Origin of the sequence: Chryseobacterium nakagawai, from assembly GCF_900637665.1 — a bacterium.
Lineage (GTDB): Bacteria > Bacteroidota > Bacteroidia > Flavobacteriales > Weeksellaceae > Chryseobacterium > Chryseobacterium nakagawai.
Genome location: NZ_LR134386.1, coordinates 1,755,475 through 1,774,053 on the forward strand (window position 1 = coordinate 1,755,475; position 18,579 = coordinate 1,774,053).

17 protein-coding genes are annotated in these 18,579 nt (G+C 34.2%); 6 read left to right on the plus strand and 11 right to left on the minus strand.

What is annotated here, in order from left to right; translation table 11 throughout:
• The first annotated feature begins 32 nt into the window (after nt 1–32).
• From EL260_RS08055 to EL260_RS08065, 4 genes are all read left to right on the plus strand, one after another.
• The gene (locus EL260_RS08055; RefSeq protein WP_123859664.1) at nt 33–314 is read left to right on the plus strand and encodes a helix-turn-helix domain-containing protein; all 282 of its coding nucleotides are present in this window, start codon (nt 33–35) and stop codon (nt 312–314) included.
• 98 nt (nt 315–412) lie between these two features.
• Nucleotides 413–1,165 (plus strand): DUF4099 domain-containing protein, encoded by a 753-nt coding sequence (locus EL260_RS26255; RefSeq protein WP_449506071.1) that lies wholly within the window; start codon nt 413–415, stop codon nt 1,163–1,165.
• Nucleotides 1,153–1,863 carry a DUF3945 domain-containing protein gene (locus EL260_RS26260; protein ID WP_449506072.1) on the plus strand — a complete coding sequence of 237 codons (711 nt, stop codon included), beginning with the start codon at nt 1,153–1,155 and terminating at the stop codon, nt 1,861–1,863. The genes EL260_RS26255 and EL260_RS26260 overlap by 13 nt, the downstream gene beginning before the upstream one ends.
• A gap of 20 nt (nt 1,864–1,883) precedes the next feature.
• Nucleotides 1,884–3,962, plus strand: a complete 2,079-nt coding sequence (locus tag EL260_RS08065) for a type IA DNA topoisomerase (protein WP_123859665.1) — start codon at nt 1,884–1,886, stop codon at nt 3,960–3,962.
• 46 nt (nt 3,963–4,008) lie between these two features.
• Here EL260_RS08065 and EL260_RS08070 read toward each other — a convergent pair whose 3' ends face one another.
• The 10 genes from EL260_RS08070 to EL260_RS08115 form a co-directional block, all read right to left on the minus strand.
• Nucleotides 4,009–5,130, minus strand: a complete 1,122-nt coding sequence (locus EL260_RS08070) for a DUF4236 domain-containing protein (RefSeq protein ID WP_123859666.1) — start codon at nt 5,128–5,130, stop codon at nt 4,009–4,011.
• Nucleotides 5,131–5,208: 78 nt separating this feature from the next.
• Nucleotides 5,209–7,776 carry an AAA domain-containing protein gene (locus tag EL260_RS08075; protein WP_123859667.1) on the minus strand — a complete coding sequence of 856 codons (2,568 nt, stop codon included), beginning with the start codon at nt 7,774–7,776 and terminating at the stop codon, nt 5,209–5,211.
• Nucleotides 7,777–7,923: 147 nt separating this feature from the next.
• Nucleotides 7,924–8,391 (minus strand): Mov34/MPN/PAD-1 family protein, encoded by a 468-nt coding sequence (locus EL260_RS08080; protein WP_123859668.1) that lies wholly within the window; start codon nt 8,389–8,391, stop codon nt 7,924–7,926.
• Complete coding sequence (locus EL260_RS08085; RefSeq protein WP_123859669.1) at nt 8,381–8,824, minus strand: hypothetical protein; 444 nt, start codon at nt 8,822–8,824, stop codon at nt 8,381–8,383. The genes EL260_RS08080 and EL260_RS08085 overlap by 11 nt, the downstream gene beginning before the upstream one ends.
• A complete protein-coding gene (locus tag EL260_RS08090; RefSeq protein WP_123859670.1) occupies nt 8,817–9,434 on the minus strand; it encodes a Cap15 family cyclic dinucleotide receptor domain-containing protein in 618 nt (205 codons plus the stop codon). The genes EL260_RS08085 and EL260_RS08090 overlap by 8 nt, the downstream gene beginning before the upstream one ends.
• Nucleotides 9,424–11,127 carry a ThiF family adenylyltransferase gene (locus tag EL260_RS08095; RefSeq protein WP_123859671.1) on the minus strand — a complete coding sequence of 568 codons (1,704 nt, stop codon included), beginning with the start codon at nt 11,125–11,127 and terminating at the stop codon, nt 9,424–9,426. The genes EL260_RS08090 and EL260_RS08095 overlap by 11 nt, the downstream gene beginning before the upstream one ends.
• Nucleotides 11,124–12,131 carry a CBASS cGAMP synthase gene (locus tag EL260_RS08100; RefSeq protein WP_123859672.1) on the minus strand — a complete coding sequence of 336 codons (1,008 nt, stop codon included), beginning with the start codon at nt 12,129–12,131 and terminating at the stop codon, nt 11,124–11,126. Before EL260_RS08100 ends, EL260_RS08095 begins: the two co-directional genes overlap by 4 nt.
• Nucleotides 12,124–13,158 (minus strand): CBASS cGAMP-activated phospholipase, encoded by a 1,035-nt coding sequence (locus tag EL260_RS08105; protein WP_123859673.1) that lies wholly within the window; start codon nt 13,156–13,158, stop codon nt 12,124–12,126. Before EL260_RS08105 ends, EL260_RS08100 begins: the two co-directional genes overlap by 8 nt.
• A 157-nt stretch (nt 13,159–13,315) precedes the next feature.
• Complete coding sequence (locus EL260_RS08110; protein WP_123859674.1) at nt 13,316–13,852, minus strand: hypothetical protein; 537 nt, start codon at nt 13,850–13,852, stop codon at nt 13,316–13,318.
• A 227-nt stretch (nt 13,853–14,079) separates the two neighbouring features.
• Nucleotides 14,080–14,400, minus strand: coding sequence for a hypothetical protein (locus tag EL260_RS08115; RefSeq protein ID WP_123859675.1), 321 nt, complete (start codon nt 14,398–14,400; stop codon nt 14,080–14,082).
• 92 nt (nt 14,401–14,492) lie between these two features.
• Here EL260_RS08115 and EL260_RS25505 point away from each other — a divergent pair, with 92 nt between their 5' ends.
• Nucleotides 14,493–14,663, plus strand: coding sequence for a hypothetical protein (locus tag EL260_RS25505; protein ID WP_164466611.1), 171 nt, complete (start codon nt 14,493–14,495; stop codon nt 14,661–14,663).
• A 20-nt stretch (nt 14,664–14,683) separates the two neighbouring features.
• On the opposite strand, the gene EL260_RS08120 is transcribed toward EL260_RS25505, so the two are convergent.
• Nucleotides 14,684–14,917 (minus strand): helix-turn-helix domain-containing protein, encoded by a 234-nt coding sequence (locus EL260_RS08120; RefSeq protein ID WP_228445369.1) that lies wholly within the window; start codon nt 14,915–14,917, stop codon nt 14,684–14,686.
• Nucleotides 14,918–15,577: 660 nt separating this feature from the next.
• Between EL260_RS08120 and EL260_RS08125 the strand changes: the two genes are divergently transcribed.
• On the plus strand, nt 15,578–18,571 hold the full coding sequence (locus EL260_RS08125; protein WP_123859677.1) for a SusC/RagA family TonB-linked outer membrane protein: 2,994 nt from the start codon (nt 15,578–15,580) through the stop codon (nt 18,569–18,571).
• Nucleotides 18,572–18,579: the final 8 nt, after the last annotated feature.

Genomic DNA, 18,579 nt, shown 5'->3' on the forward strand with positions numbered 1-18,579 from the left:
TTACATCACCAGAAATCATAAAAATCACAGTTATGAATATTGAAAGAACAGAATTTATAGCCTGGATGGAGAAAATCATGGAAAGATTTGACCTACTGAAAGAGCAAATGCTTAAGAACCAATCCAGATTTATAGAAGTAGATGGAGAGCAGCTTCTGGATAACCAGGATGTTTTACAGCTTTTAAAGATAAGTTCCCGATCATTACAGCGGTACCGGACTGATAAAAAGCTGCCTTATTATACCATCAGCGGAAAGCTGTACTATAAGCTTTCGGATGTCCATCAACTGATCAGAGAATGTTTAAGCTCTTGATGGTAATAAGACATCAGCAGCCAAATTATTCATCACCATTCCAATCTTTTAGAGCATCATAATTGAGCTTATACCTTGGTTCCATTAAATGAAATACAATGGAAAATGAATTGATAAACCATCAGGAACCTAGTGAACTCAAACCATCAACAGACACACTGCTTGTCCTGAACATTCATACCAATCAGGTTGAGCTGGTCAAAGGTATAGATAAAGAAGGAAATCTTCAAAAGGTTCCTCCAAAAGAAAAAAAGGATAATGAACAGCTGATCATGGTAGATAAACATGGCGATATTTTCTCCAACTTCTTTTCTAATTTCTACCGACAGCTTAAAAATCCCACGCATTTCAACTTTTTTAAAGTTTCAGAATATGATGCTGTTAATACCGCTAAGGATCTTCAGAAGTATGTTGATCAGGCATCTCCTGAAGAAAAAGAAAAGCTGAAGGACTACGAAATTTTACCTCAACATAACAACAATCCAAAAAATCAAAATACAATGGACAACAACACAGACAATCAGGAGTACCGTTTTCAGCCGGAACAGATCGACTGGAAAACGATGGAAAAGTTTGGACTTAATCAGGAGAAGCTTGAAAAAATGAATGCCATGGATGCATTACTTAGGGGATTTAAAACCAATACACTAATTCCCATCACTATTAATCTGGGAACGGCGGTCAGTAAGATGGATGTCCGGTTATCCCTTCAGACAGGGGATACAGGGCAGGTTGCCGTTCATCTGCATGGAATCCGAAAAGAGCCCAGTCTCAATAATAAATTCTTAGGCCATCAGTCAGTGATGAAGATAAAAAGAACCTTAGAGAAACCGGGAATATGGGCAGGGTAGTAGATCTTGTCAATCCTAAAACAGATGAAATCATTCCATCAGTGATCAGCCGTGATCGTTTAACCAATGAATTGGTAGCCTATCGGGCGGAGTACATGAAAATCCCTGATGAAATCAAAGGAGTTAGGCTTGGTGAACATCAGAAACAAACCCTACTGGAAGGAGGACCATTGTATCTTGAAGGGATGACTTCTAAAAAAGGAGAATTGTTCAATGCCACCGTACAGTTCAATGCGGATAAGCGGTATGTGGAATTTCTGTTCAATAATAATCAGAATCAACAACAAAGTCAATATCATCATAACCAACAGCAAACTCAATCTACGGATAAAGAAGCACCCAAAATATTCAGAGGAAAAGAACTGGACGATTCACAGTATGAAAAGTTCAAAGCCGGGCAAACCGTTTACGTTGATGGTCTTACCGATGCTAAAGGTAAAACCTATCAAGGTTATATTACCTTCAACAGGGAAACTTCCAAAACCGATTTCTCCTTCAATCATCCTAATAAGTTCAAAGAAGAGGCAAAGCCTACAGAAGATCATAAAACCCAAACTGCGGTTAATACGCAGGGTAAAACCAATGAAGCTACAAAAAATGTGAATGAGCCTTTAGAATCAAAACAGCAGCAGCCTGCCAATAAACAGCAGGAAGATCAGCAAAAAAAGGTTAGAAAACCAAGAGGGCAAAAACTATAATCAACATCTAAATCCTTCATATGAAAGCAATCATCGCAGAAAAACCGAGTGTCGCAAAAGAAATCGCACAATTGTTAGGAGCCCATGAAAAGAAAGATGGTTATCTATCCGGTAACGGCTATTGTGTTACCTGGGCATTAGGACATCTGATCGCATTAGGAATGCCGGAGGATTATGGTATAAGAGGCTTTAACAAAGCCTCTTTGCCTATCTTTCCGAACCCTTTTATTCTGACTTCCAAAAAACTAAAGAAACCCAACGGCTATGAGCCTGATCCTTCTGCTTTAAAACAGCTCAACACCATACAACAAGTCATCAATCAATGCAGCAGTATTATTGTCGCAACAGATGCAGGAAGGGAAGGAGAGTTGATCTTCCGCTATATCTATCACTACCTACAATGCAATAAACCTTTTGAAAGACTCTGGATCAGTTCCCTTACCGAAAAAGCAATACAGGAAGGCTTTAGCAAGCTTCAGCCAGGCGATGCCTTTGACGGTTTGTATCAAGCTGCTAAAGCCAGAAGTGAAGCGGACTGGCTGGTAGGAATCAATGCTACTCAGGCATTAACCATCGCAGGGAACCAAGATGTTTATTCATTAGGCAGAGTGCAGACGCCAACCCTGGCTTTAATCTGTCAACGGTTTTTTCAGCATCAAAACTTCACCAAGCAAAAATACTTTCAGATTCAGCTGAGCCATAGAAAAGAATATACAGACTTCACCAGCCTTTCACTATTACAGTGGGAAGAAAAAAAGCAGGCAGAACAAATCCAAAAATCCATAGAGCGGGAGGGAAGAGCTGTTGTGGAAGATGTATCTGTTAAAACAGAGCAGGAGCAATCTCCATTACTTTTCGACCTTACTGAGCTCCAGAAAGAAGCCAACAGAAAACTGGGGCTTTCTGCTGATGAGGTTTTACAAACAGCCCAAAGCCTCTATGAGAAACAGTTCATCACTTACCCCAGAACCGGCAGTAAGTATATTCCTGAAGATGTATGGACTGATATTCCTGAGCTTGTCAGAATACTGAATCAGACCGAACCCTTCAAAGCAGCCATAACCCATCTAAAATTTGGAAACTTCAACAAGCGGATCGTTAATGATCTAAAAGTTACCGACCATCACGGATTACTCATAACCACCAAAATACCTTCTGCACTTAGCGCTACGGAAAAAGTCATTTACGAGATGATTGCTTACCGTTTATTGGAATCCCTATCCCACACCTGTACAAAGCAAGTCACCCAAATCCAGATAAAAGTCCATCATTATGAATTCCAGATCAATGGCTCAAAAATACTCAATCAAGGCTGGCGAGCCATCAAAGGAATTCTATCTGACAATGAAAATTACATTAATAAAAATGAAGTCCTTACTGAACTTCCGGAATTCAAAATCGGAGATGAATTGAAGATCTCAAAAACCGACTTACTTGAAAAAACAACCCAACCTCCCAAGCTTTATACAGAAGCGGATCTTTTATCAGCGATGGAAAATGCAGGCCGATCTATTGAAAACAAAGAAGAACAGAAAGCCCTCTCCAATATCGGCACCGGAACCCCGGCTACCAGAGCTTCCATTATTGAAACCCTGCTCAGCAGAAACTATATCATTAGGAAAAGCAAAACGCTGCACCCCACCGATAAAGGCTTGCAGGTTTACCACCTTGTCAAAGACAAAAAAATAGCCAATGTCCAAATGACCGCAGAATGGGAAATAGCAATGGATAGAATTGAAAAAGGTGAACTCAATAAAACTCAATTTATAAACGAAATCCAAGCCTACACAGTAGAAATCACCAACGAACTCTTATCACTTCATATTCCCCAAGAAAATATTCCCCAACTAAAATGTCCCAAATGCCAACAATATAATCTTATTATCAAGGATAAAATCATAAAATGTCCTGATGAAAAATGTAATTGGATTCTCTTTAGAACTATATGCGGAGTACAACTCAGTATTAAAGATCTTACGTTACTATTAACTCAAAACAAAACATCCTTAATCAAAAACATGAAAAGCAAAAACGGTAAAAAGTTTGATGCTTATTTAAGTTTTGATGATAAAGTAAATTTGATTTTTAAATTTTGTTAGATGATTAAAGATCATATTTTTAATCTTAATGTTTCTGAAATCGATTTTAAGTTAATTCCTTGCACAAACTTTTATACTCTTTAAATGAATTTGCAAAATCTTGGGCGAATTCAAAATTACTTATTTGATATTCCTCATTAATACCAGTGCCTGATGAAAACCTCAGCCTTCCATACTGAACAACAGGTATCTGATAATTGCTCTTGAATCTTTTGTCGGGAGTTCCGTTTTTATTGACTTTCGCCCATGTTTTTCTAATAACTTTTGAATCACGAGGAACACTGCTGGTTTCGGTAAAACTTACAGAAGAAAATGTAAAATTAAGTTCATCAAACCCAATAATGGCAAAGTTCTGATCATTTTTATACATCAGTATAAACGTTGGATAAAAATATAAATCCGCTCCGTTCACATTTTGAAAATATAGGGCTTCATAGTTTGATGTGATGATGGGAAGTGATTTAAAACCAATTCTTGCATCTTTTCTGTTGACCAATGTGCTGGCGCTAGACCGGGCAGCCACACGATCCTGAAAGTGCGCTCCGGTAATATCCCATATTTTATGCGCTGTGGTTAGATTTTTAAAAGAATGCTGTAATTGTTCATACTTTCTCTCAGAGGGATCATCGAACTGTATGTCTATATTAACAGCCGAGTTATCAATTATAATCTTGGTTTCCTTCAACGCTTCTTTTTGTGCTTTAATATCCTCATTTATCTGTTGTACAATATTTTTGTTTACCAACCCATATATAAAGATATAACTTGCAACTTTCTTGGTCTTGGTAAAGGTTAACGCTTTTTTTATTTTCTTCAGATCCGTCTTCAATTCCGCTTTTTGCTGTTGAGCCATTAAGATAGATTCTTTGATACCTGCCATATTTTGAGATGTTATCTCGTGAATATCGGCACTAAAAATGTTATCTGATAACTCAGTGTAAAAAGGTTGTGGATCAGGATAAGATTGCAAGGAAGTCCTTGATGATGAAGAACCGGAAAGCCTGTATGAGTTTGAAAAACCTAAAAAATTGGTATTAAGTCTCGTGCCTGACGAACTCAAATTTACACTCATACCTTTAACCCCAATACTCGTTGAAATTCCTCTTTTGCTGAAATTCAAATGTACACCGGGGATTATTTTGATTCTCTTTCTGTATGACCAAGCCATGATATAGTTTTTAAGATGATTGTAGTCACAAATCTAAACTACTACAGACAGAAAAGTTTACGGAAAACCGTAATCTCATCAGGAATTATTCTTCAATATTTCATTTAGTTTGTTAATCAAACTCTCTTTCTCACCACTTCCCGTCGTCGAAAACCTTACCAAAGGAATTTTATACTTCTCCAAGATTTCATTCTTCATACGATCTCTTTCGGCTTGTCGGCTTTCTATTTTATGGTATTCATACCCATCAACTTCAATAGCCAATACAGGATTTTTCCCCAGCTTATTATAGATCAGAAAATCAAGGTGTGTAGCATGATGTCTGGCGTATCGTTCTTCTTCAGCAGTTAATTTGGAAAAATCTAACAGTAAATTTCTTAAGGGATGATGCAGAATAACTCCATATTTTGAGAACTGATCATCTGATAAAACTTCCTTAATTAAAAGGTACATAAGATTCTCACTGTCGAAAACAGATTTCTTTTTTTGATCCGATAAAAGGGCTTTTCTTTTTTCTTCATAGCCTTTGTACAGGTAATCAAAAATAGAATGTACTTCACTCTTGATCGTGCTGAAATTATTGTAATCAATGTAGCGAATGAGATCTGAGATATTCGTGTCATTGTCACTTTCATTTCCGTTTACCAATAGAATCAGCTGATCTTTGGCTCTGGAAATGGCTACATTCAGTCGGTTCGGGTTGTCGGTAAATTCAGAGATTTCATTATCTACGGTGGAGAGAATGATTACATCATTTTCTCTTCCCTGAAACTTATCCACCGTATCGGCTTTGATACCTGTTCCCTGAAAGGTTCTTTGTAAAGCTAAAGTCTGATTTCGATAAGGCGTTACAATTCCCAGATTCACACTTTCCAACTTTTGCTGTGGAATAATTTCCTGAATAATCACATCAATCTGCCGCTGATTCTCTCTATGCCGGGCATGGTTACCTTCAGTTGTTTTATAGACTAATAAAGGTTCTCTTTCCGTCTGTCCTTCCGAAAGGATGATCAACTGATCGTTATAAAATTTACGGTTACAAAAATCAATAATTTTAGGATGGCAGCGGTAATGTTCTTTTAACAGGGTTTTAGGCACTTCCGGAAATACTTCCGTAATGGAAGAAAGCAGGCTGTGATTGGAATACCGATAAGGTTCCGGAATATCATAGTTCTTAAAGATCTGATCTGTATTTTCTGCTGTTTCAGAATCCACTACATTTGGAAGCTGCTTTAAATCTCCTACAATAACGGCCTGTTTTGCGCAGGATAATGCGAGTACACCTGTAGCCAAATCCACCTGTGAAGATTCATCAACAATGACATAGTCGTAGACTACATTTTCAGCAAGGCTTCTTCTTAGTGAGTACGTCGTACTCATAATGACAGGATAATCTTTAATAAATTCTTCTGATTTAAAACGAAGATCCCATTCGGTGTATTCTGAACGTTTTTCTCCTTTATATTTTTGGTAGAGTTTGTTTTTAAATAGCTGCATCGATCCTTCCGTATATTCTTTCATTTTATCATGGAAGGAAAAATGCTGTAACGTATTTTGCAGCTCGTACTTTCTTAAGTCAAGCTCTGAAATTTTTACCCCATAGTATTTTGACTGAACGATCCTGATCATTTCTTCATACGATAAGGTATAAAAAATCTTATCTCTTACCCCATACAGAAAAGGAAATATCAATTTGCGCCACCAATAAAATTTTTTGCCTGTTTTCTCATAGTCTTCCAAGGTAACCCACAAAGAAAGCAGCTGATCTGAACTGACATTCTTTTTAAAACGGACTTCAGTTGCCAATGCGACATCATCTGTAAAATGTTGCTGCTCTGTTTTGAGCTTTTCGATTTCCAACGCAAGCAAGGCCAGTTCATTCTTTAATTCCAACTTTTCTGCAAGTTCAGCAAAAAGAAGTGGAGTAGATTGAATAAGAGATTGCTCCTGTTCTTCCTCTAATCTAAAATCTGACAGATCAGGGATTTCAGTCTGGGCATCGATAAACTCTTTTTTATTCTGGCTGCTTCCTAGCAATGCCGCTATAAAAGAAACTCCATTGCTCTCAAGTTTCTCAAAAACATTTTTTGTCGCCGAATTATTGCTTGAAACAACAGCCACACTCTGATTATTCATCACCGCATTGGCAATAATATTAAGAATAGTCTGGGTCTTTCCTGTTCCCGGAGGACCTTCAATGACACTTAACGGATTTGAAAATGCATTGTCAACTCCAGTTTTCTGGCTCAGATTAAATCCAAAAGGAAAGATGTCAATAGTAGAGGCGTGGTAATTCTTACCGGGTTCTTTTCCGTCAAGATAATTATAAAGAATAGAAGTCTCAGGAATAAAACGGATACTTCCATAGCTATTGGCAAGAATATTATTGCCTTCTTCTGTCTTCAAACCAACACTTTCTGCAATTGCCTTTAGATAAGAAAAAATATTTCCTGCTCTCTCACTTTGAATAGCAGATCTCACCATCTTAATTCTATGTTGAGGATAAGAATAGGCTTTACCACTACTTTTATACACCACTACACATTTATTGCCTTCAAAAGAATAAGATTCTATCTCATCAGTTTTGTCTTTACCATCAATGTAGATTGCTTCTTTTCTAAAGGTATTTGGAGCGGGTTTTTGCATCAATTATTAGTTGTTTACAAATATAACAACTCAAGGTGGAATTTTTAAATCGAAAATAAATTACATTATTTATTGTAATCATTATTTTTTATATAAATAATTTATAAAATATTCATATTAATATTGCAAAATTTTTTGATGTCCTATTTATTCTAATGGTATTTTTCTTTCATAACAAACTTTTCCTTTTTTGTTATATATAGCTAAATAATAGCCTTTTGTCCCGACTATAATCATGAAAAATAATTCGGAATAAAATTTATTGGTTTTAATTGTTTTTTTAAAGCTCACAATGTCACAATAAGATGGGGTAGGATATTGCTCTGGATGAGTGTGCCATTCTCCTAAGTAGATTTCTCGCCCATCGCTTACATTAAACCGATTAATAAGAAATTCCTGTGCAGTAATTTTTGACCTGACAAAATTATATCTGCTACGTTTATCATGTGAACTTGGTATGGAACAATTACATATTTCCACCATATCCTTATAAATTAACCCTGTCAATATTCCCCCAGCTTCATTTTTTTTATGATCATCTTGGATATATTCATTAAATATATCCAGTAAGCTCTGATCTATAGTGATTTTAATATTTTCAAATTTAAAATTCATCTAATGATAGTTCTTTTCCTTTGACAAAAAATATAGGTTCATAAGAATATCCAATTATAACAGTACATAGTACATCATCTAATAATGAACCATAGAATGCTGTTCTGTATCTGCTTCCTCTTTCCAATTTAGGTTTGAATGTTTTATTAATTGGTGTTGAAAAATAGTAGGATAGATGTGTTAAATTTATATTTTTATCTAAAAGATGAAAACCATCATGATAGATACAACTTTTTTTATTTATTAATAGAAGTTTTTTAACAATATCATTATCATCAGTAATATCCGATTCTATTAAATTATTATTTATCAATGGTTCCACAGGTAAGGAAGGTAAATTTTCATATATAATTAATCCTGTACCACTGAAAGATTTATCCTTATTCTCATTAATAAGATTAATTATCTTTTTTAATTTATATTTATTATACATTAAATCTACCTTTTAATTTTTTAGATTTTAAATTTACTTCAATAGCACCAGTATTGCTTCTATCGTTAAAATACTTACCCTTCAATGTTTTTATATCAGGAAAAAATTCAAGATATGCTGTACCTTTATGACCTCCTTTGTTTGGTTGACTAGATTCATTCTCATAATTATAATAAAGCCTATAAAATCCATTTTTTTGCTTTTCTAATTCTTCACAAATTGTTATGGATTTTGATGATTGAATATTTTGATAATCACCTACATATGTGCATACATGAACTGTAGATGCTGTTTGTGTAATTTCCATTACACATTTAAGTTTTATATTATTATATGAAGATATCATTTCTCCCTCATATCTTCCATTCAGATCAGGAATATTAATAATTAAATTGGATATTTTATACTTCCAAAACTCGTGGTCAATTAGTTTTAAGCATAAAGTAATTAATCCTAAAACGGAAAATATTGAAATATAGCTAGAAATACTTTTCAAAATGTCATTACTATTTATTAAACCTTCAAATTGATTATAAAATAGTGTAAGTAAAATTGTTAAAATTGCTACAAAAGCAATTAAGTTATTTGTTTTATAATATTTAAAATTCATGGTTTATTATTTTAAATGTAAATGATTCATCAATATTATCTTTTAAAGTCAACTCTAAGCTGTTTAAAAAATTAATATCACCATACCAACTTATGGTACGTGATTTATTATTGCTGTTTCTAAAAATTATATCATAAATATATGGAAAACACGATGACAAAAACAAAACTAAATAACTTTCTGAATATGGATAATAACCAGATTGACACGATCCTTCTTTTATATATAATTTATCCGAATTCTCCGCTGAATTTAATATATGGTGTGGATAATTTAGTAACAAATCTTTTGCTTTCACTATATCCTTAGGCTCAATATACATTATTTGTCCACTTGCCATATATGGTTCTACCCAGACAATAAACAAGGGCTTGTCACTATTAGTTTTTTGCAAGTAATCCAAAATATATAATTCAGATCTCGTATTTGCAGTTATAAGGAAGCTGTAATCATTATCACTAAAAAAAGAAGGTCTTTTTTTAATCAGATCACTAATATTCTTCTCAAATGTATTTACTTCCAAGAAAGGGTTTTTATTAAGTAAATTATACTGTGCAACTTTGGTTTTAAATTCATGAATGAAATTTAAACCGTAATTATGTCTATATATATTTTCAATACTTAATACATCCGGATCAACAAGATTGAATTCTTTAATATTTAATTTAGAAAGAAAGTGAAGAAGATTCGATCCTACACTTCCTAATCCAATCATATTTATTGATAAACATAATTTTCTCTCTACTCCGTCTGTCCTTTTAGTTAAACGGTTAGGAGTAATTTCAGAAAATGTAATTCTATCAACTTTTTTCTCTTTTATTATCGGAGATGTTAGTTTTTCCCAATTACTTTTGTTTCTAAACCCTTTAATTTTTTCAAAGTAGGAATATTTCCATCCATAGTATTCATTTTGAATGTTTTTAAAAATAACAAGAAAATCATTTCCCCTGAATTTATTAAATTGCTTTTTTATATCAGAAAAACTATTATCTCCTAAATACTGTTTGGATTCTTCATATGTTATTTCAAATGGAGGTACCTCTTTATTATAATTAACTGGAAATACAGGAATTGCTGTATATGTTATCTTTCGCTTTCTTAAGTAATCCGAAAATTTTGAAAAAAGTGCTGGACTATTATATATTAAATATTTGTAGCTGCCAATTCCTCCTGTAAAAGAGATAGCACATATTTCCTTATCAAGAGAGTGATCAATTAATACTAATCCATTTTTACTACATTTATCCTCTTTTGAATATGAAATTCCCCAATAAGCTTGAAATTCTCGAATAAACTCTTGTTTAGAATATTCTTTATCCTCTGAGTCCCTAATAATAGCTTTTGTATTTGAAACTAATTTTAAAACAATTGATGGGAGTTCATCAACATTATAAAAAAAATTCAATGATTCATCAACTATACAAATGCTTAAATCACTATTTATGTGGGGAATATACTTTAATGGTTCATAAGATAATTTGTCAATGTATACTTTTGGTAAGTTTATTTCTAAGTTCTCTTCAAAACAAATGTATAGCGTTACCTCAATTAGTCTATGATCAAAAGATATTTCAGTATCAACGGAAATTACAGTATGATACCCATTAAATTTTTTGTCATTTAAGGTACTTTTATCTACATATTTGCAGTTTTCTGTTTTACTTAATTTATCAAAAATTTCACTAATCATCATGCAGACCTATTATCAATAAGGATGCTTTCAACTTGGCTGAATTTTTTAGCTGATGATTTAGATTCATCATCAGTAATATTTGAACATGGGAATCTATCTCCTAAATGCTTTTGCCATTTTGAGCATGCATCTTTTTTTGATTCCAATTCTATAGCTTGATCTCCTGATTTAATGAAACTATCTAATGCATCTAAAAAGTTACTTTTTGTAGTACTCGCAGAATATTTATCAAGTAAATTCTCTGAAGTATCTGTTGTTGGTCTATAACAAGAATAACTGGTGAAAAATTTATTGTTATCAATTTTTTTCTGAATTGCTTTTAATGTTTCCAATAAAGAAATATCATCCCTTGTATCAGCATAATAGTTTTCGCTAGCCAAAATTGTAAAAATCATTCCACTAGGAAATTTTAAAGAATTATTATCTTGTTGTTTTTTGTTTGACCAAGCTTTTAGATATCTGACTATTCTTTTTAACTGAGGTTTGTCTCTAGCTTGCTGATCAAACCAAATTTTAAATTTATATGGGTCACTTTTAATCCACCCTTTTGATTTATGAGCTAATAAAGGTGGCTCATCTAAAAATGTGAACTGATCATCTTTTCTATCAAATACATAGTAGATAGGTAAATCAACATGATAATCGTTTTTATATATTACTCTAACACAGGTGTTTTTATCTAAAGGCTCAGAACTCGTTCTATTTTTGATTGCATCATAAATCCAATTATGTGCAGTTTGTACAGAAGGTTTATCTTCTTCTTTCCCAAAAATATATACTCCGTCATCAATGTCAAATTCCTTGGATAATGGTTCGATAGTAGTATTCATCATATATGAACCTTGTCCTTTGAAACTTACAGTGTGCTTATCACGATTATTACTAAAATATGTACGGATATCTGTTCTTACAGAATTCCTAGATGTTTTTAATTGATTTTTTTTTGTAGCATTTAATTTAATACAGTCATTAAAGTCAATAAATGTAGAATGTAAATCAGCCATGTTTAATTGTATATGTTTTTTTTGTTGTAAATAATTTATTTATTTTTTCATCTTTTTCGTAAACTAAAGATTGTTCTTCTGCTTTTATTTTCATTAAATCATACGCTTCTTTGTTTGCAACATCTAGTTGTATTAAACTTTCTTGATCTTTTGAGATGCTAACTGATGGTATTCGTATATAATCTATATTTATATCACTTATTTCGGTGATTTTTTTTAGGAAAAAATCCGTAAAATAGGATTGTCCATTCATAGAAGTTTCAAATAAATCGGATCCCCAATCTTTAAAAGACCGCTCATTTTTCAAGCCTACTGGATTTCCTCCTGTAATGCTCAGGCTACTTAATGATAAAATACTTATTTTATTATAGCTCTTATTTGTTCCTACAAAATTATTTAAGGCTTCCAACAAACCGACTAATGTTGGATTATTAGCCCAAACACCTCCGTCTATGAATTGTTCATTATGGTAATATTCTAGCTCTGCCATTGGGAAATAAGTAGGCGCAGCAGATGTTGCTAATGCAATGTCATACATGAGAGCACCATTATCACGGGATAAATCACCCTCAAGATGATCGTATTTAAAAACCTTTGGCTTTGCTTCTGTTACAGAATAACTAGGTATGCATAACAAGTTATTAGAATCTCCGATTTTTCTGTCTCCAAAAATTTCTATAAGAGATTTTTTTAAACCTTCTTGTTTATATTTTCCTCCCTTTGCTATCTGCTTTAAAAATCCTATATCAATTTTACCTATAAAGGGAAAGTTTCTAACGGGGTGTTTGGGGAATATTAATTCTCCCTTTTCCTCATAAAATTTACATATTTTATCAGCTGGTATCTTTGATGCTATAGCCAAAGCGATAAGCCCCCCTGTAGATGTCCCACAGATCATATCGAAATGATCTGATGTTAAGCAATTAAATTTCGCTTCTAATCTTTTTAATATAGATGCAGAGTATAAACCTTTTATTCCTCCACCATCTACGGATATTATTTTAAATACTTTTTCGTCTGGATTCATTTTTAGTGTAATATTGTTATCACTTTAAAGAATGCTTGACACCATGCTTACTGTGCAATTTAATAGCGGAGAATTATAATTAAAAGCAAAAAATCCCATCGTCCATTGGTGTTTTAAATTGTATACTTTGTTTCTAATGCAAAAGCATTTATATTTTTTAATAAAATTTTATTGTATCAAGTTTATTAAATATATTTTTATGTCGTGAATAGTCACAATAGCCAACAAAATACTGATTTTTAATACTATCTAAAGTGAAATCTTGATAGATGTTAATTTTTTTTCTAAAGATCTCAATTTCTTGTCCGTAAAGTGTATTTAGATCTATTTTTGAAAAATCAGGTCTAATTTCTAAATATGCTTCTTCTTTTGGTCTATTGATAAAATGTAAAATCCTTTCGGAATCTGAATCGAAAATTATTTGATAGTTTGTAATAAAAGAATTAGGATATTTATCTCTAATTGAGTTTAATATTATTTCATCAATTTCATCTGTGGGAAAACAGTTTTGCTTTGGATAGTTTATTAATTTTGTTATTCTATGATCATCCGATCCATCATTATACTTGTATTCATCATTTATATCTCTTTCATAAATTATTTGCCCAATGGCAATGTCAACAGCATAAGAATTTTTTGAGATGATATTAATTTGTTTAATAATTTTCCACTCATTCGATTCAAGTAATTTCATATTTATCAGTTTATTTTGTATATATATCAAATTTATAAAACATTATTTACAATATTTTATGGCTTCCCGTAAACAACAAAAATAAAAAACACTGTAAAGTTTTGAGTCAGTATTTTCACGGAATTTTTCTATGATTTCAAAACTTCTTCAAAGAAAATCCCGACTTTCGTCAGGACTATCGGTAATCATTAAATTTTTAATATTATTATATTTCCGAAGGAAAATCACTAAGAATTATTAACATTAATATTCGCAATTTTACGACCATCATTGTCAACTACTAACACAGTTTTGTATGTCTCAGTCGAGCTAATAGCTTCATTATAGTGAACAGTGAAAAATACTGTACCTTCTTCTGTTACTAAATTTCCGAATTCTAATGTGAGCATTAATACAGTAGGGTTTATACCCTGCGGTACACTTTTGATTAAGCGATATCCGGGTTTTTGTCCATCAGTAGGGAACCTACCATCTACATTGATTTGAGGAGTTTTACCTTCATTTTTGACAGTGGCTGTCCATTCGCCGATGTTGTTTTTTGTTTCCATTTTAATTGTTATTAGTTTGTTATTCGAATATACAAAATTATTATAAATTAGATGGATTGTAATATTTTTTACATTTAAATAAAAACACATCTATGAAATTACTAAAAATCTACTGCATTTTTTCAACTATTGCTATTATTGTTTTATCAATAGGTCTCTATCAAATCAACAAAGACTACATCAAAGCCAAAAAAGAATTTAAAGAAACAGAAGAAGTTCTAAAACAATGTTCTGAACGTTATTATAAAGTAATTGGTAAATAAAAGAAAATCCTAACAAAAAGTTAGGATTTTTCATTTATTTTAAAATTAAATAATTCTTGTGGATGCACATCTAATCCCTTTGATAGTTCTTGTATCGTTGACATTCTTATGTCGACTTCTCCTTTTTCAATTTTGCTGATATTACTATGATCGACGTCACATTTTTGAGCTAATGCACGATAGCTTAGGCCTAGTTTTGTCCTAAACTTTTCAACTTGCTTACCAAAAGCTATTCGAAATTCAATTTTATCCATTGAAATTAGCATTCGATGGGCAATTTGGAAAGATTTTAATAATTAATTGTAGTTGAATTAACCTACATTTAAAAAGTTTTTTTATATTTGTAAAATAAGTTACAGAAAATGTAACTTTGCGATACTTCAAAGAAAAATAGAAGCTATTGCTTAGAGTCTCGGTTCGAAAACTGGTAATTTTTAAATCCCTGAGATAATAAGTAAGCGGCTCACGACCTAGGCGTGGGTCTCTCTTATCTTGGGATGGGTATACCAGTACCTCGAATCAGATATTGTAGAGTTCCCATGCCGTTTTTTCTAATGAAGTTGCTCTTTTCTACATAAAAAATCTAAGCCCGCTTCCTAAACATAGTATCAGACTACATGATACAATAGGAATGTACAACCTATTGCGGCTTTAAAAAGCTTACACGGGAACACAGATTTCATTCATATTAAATTCTTTCCGGTGCCTTATGGTCACTGCTTACAGAAACTCACCAGTCCTTTTTCATACCAAAGGGCATCAGGAAAGTCTTTATTTTAAAAATGAATCAAAAAAACTACTCAACTTAAAAACAGAAGAATGTAAAAAGCCCCTTCCTGTCAGTCGACTAAAACATCAGGAAAGAGCGTAGTTCAGTAATTAATCTTTAGAAAATTAAAAACCTTTACAAATCTATGAAAAATTCCTATTACCATATAGGAGGTATTTTCTTTGGCCTTATGTTTACCGCTGTCAGCATTGGTACAAAAGGCCAAACCCGTACAATTTCCGGTACCGTCACCTCATCAGGTAAACCTCTTTCAGGGGTTGTGATCTCCCAAGAGGGTAGTGATCAGGTAACGATAACCGCTAATAACGGAACCTACACATTGCAGGTTTCAGCAGAAAATCCCATCCTATTGTTCAGACACCCTGATTATGCAGAAGAGAAATTCACAGTCACCAATCAGACCGTCGTCAATATCAGCTTAGAACAAAAAGTAAAGGGAATCGAAGAAGTTATTCTCAACGCCGGCTACTACAAGGTTAAAGACAAAGAAAGAACCGGTAGTATTGCCAAAGTTTCAGCAAAAGATATCGAAAATCAGCCTGTCACCAACGTACTGTCAGCAACACAGGGAAGAATGGCAGGAGTCAGTATTACCCAGAATTCAGGAACTCCCGGAGGTGGATTTGATATTCAGATCAGAGGCAGAAATAGTCTTCGAACCCGAAGCAATTCTGTCATTGATGGCAATCAGCCGCTTTATATTATTGATGGTGTTCCGGTGGGTACGGGAATCAGTTCTTCTTATGCAGGAAGTATCCTTCCCAATGCAGATATCAATCCACTGAACAGCATCAATCCTAATGATATTGAAAGTTTCGAGATCCTTAAAGATGCAGATGCTACCGCCATTTATGGTTCAAGAGGTGCTAATGGAGTAGTGCTGGTGACCACCAAAAAAGGAAAAAAAGGAAATTTAAAACTGACCCTGAACTCTTCCTATGGTCTGAGCCATGCCATTTCAAACCTCAAAATGATGAATACTGCTCAGTATCTTGATATGAGAAAGCAGGCATTTGCCAACAGCAATATCTCTGTCTATCCTACTAACGCCTATGACATCAACGGAACTTGGGACTCCAACCGTTATACCGATTGGAGAAAGGAACTGACTGGTCATTATGCGGCTTTGTCAAATACCCAGCTTTCACTCAGTGGAGGAAGTGAAAATACCAATTTCCTGCTCAGTCTTGGTCATAATGAACAAACCACGGTGTTTGGCAGGGATTTCAGGTACAGAACCAGTACTGTTTCAGGAAATATCAGCCACAGGTCTGCTGATCGAAAATTCAGTTTTAACTCATCCAATATTTTTACAGCAACAGACAATAACCTGATTACCTCTGATGCGACAAGACAGTCGTATATTCTGGCTCCCAATGCACCTGCTCTTTATGATGCGGAAGGTAACCTTAACTGGGAAAACAATACGTTTACGAATCCCGCAGCGGCTTTTGAGAACTCCTATTCCAATAACAATCTGCAATTCCTTAACAATATCAGTATGGAGTATGAAGCTTTTGACAACTTTAAGCTCAAACTCAATGGAGGTTTAACCTATCAGACTTTTGAAGAATGGTCACTTCGTCCGAGTACGGCGTATAGCCCTTCTGCTGGGGCAACACCTCTCAATTCGATGTCTTCAAAATCCAACCAGAACAGACTGTCTATGGTGATAGAACCCCAGATAAGCTGGATGTACAGAGCAGGTAAACATAAATTTGATATCCTGGTGGGAGGTACTTATCAAAGAGATGTTTCAGACCGAGGTGAAATTCAGGGGTCTGGTTTTGAGAGTAATGCCTTTATCTATAATATAGGTGCTGCAATCAATAAGGTCGTCCTTGACCAGATCAGTACTGAATACCGATACGGTGCTTTTTTCGGCAGAATCAACTATCAGTATGATAAAAAATACATTCTCAACATCACTGGAAGAAGAGACGGCAGCAGCCGATTTGGACCCAATAATAAATATGCAATATTCGGTGCTGTTGGGGCAGCATGGTTGTTTTCGGAAGAAGATTTTATGAAGAACATCTCATGGCTCAGTTTTGGAAAGCTGAGAGGAAGTTATGGTTCATCGGGAAGTGATAATATCGGGGATTACCAATACCTCGATACCTTTGCTACGGCTAACCTCATCTACAACGGCAGTACAGGACTGGCTCCAACAAAACTCTACAATCCTGATTTCAGCTGGGAAAGAACCATCAAAACAGAAGCTGCTCTTGAACTGGGATTGTTCAACAACAGACTTAACCTAAGTGCTGCGTATTACCGAAACCGCTCAGGAAATCAATTGGTAGGCTATCAGCTTTCCTCAGTAACGGGATTCAGCAGTGTGCTGGCCAATCTGGATGCTGTTATTCAGAATACAGGATTTGAATTTGAGGCCAGCGGAGAAATTATCAATAAGAAAAATTTTTCATGGAAAAGTTCTTTCAATATCACCATTCCCCGAAACAAGCTGATTTCCTTTCCGGGACTTGAAGGTTCATCCTATGCCAATACTTATGTGATCGGACAGCCTGTAAATATTGTTAAACTCTACCAGCTTCAGGGGGTAAATCCTACTACCTTGGTCTATGATTTTACCGATTTCAATGGCGACGGAAAGATCGCATCACCGGATGACAGGCAGGTGATCAGAAATCTTGGACAGCAGTTTTACGGAGGGCTAAGCAATGAGTTGCGCTACCGAAACTGGAACTTTTCATTTTTGTTGCAATTTGTAAAGCAACTGAGCCGAAACTATAACTCAGCAATGTCTTCTCCGGGGATTATGGCGAATCTCCCGGTAGAGGCATTGAATGTATGGTCGCCTTCGAATCCCAATGGCCTTTATATGCCGTACCGCTCTACGTCAAATTCTTCGCACAGCCTTTTTCAAAATAGTGATGCCAGTGTTTCTGACGCTTCATTTATAAGGCTTAAGAATGTACAGCTTACCTATAATCTTTCTTTGGACTCAGGTCTTTTCAGGGAAGTAAAACTTTATTTTCAGGGGCAGAACCTCTGGACATGGACGAAGTTTTTTGGAATTGATCCCGAGATGACCTCTTTTGGATTCCTGCCTCCTTTGAAAACATATTCATTGGGCATTCAACTTACGCTGTGATGAATGCT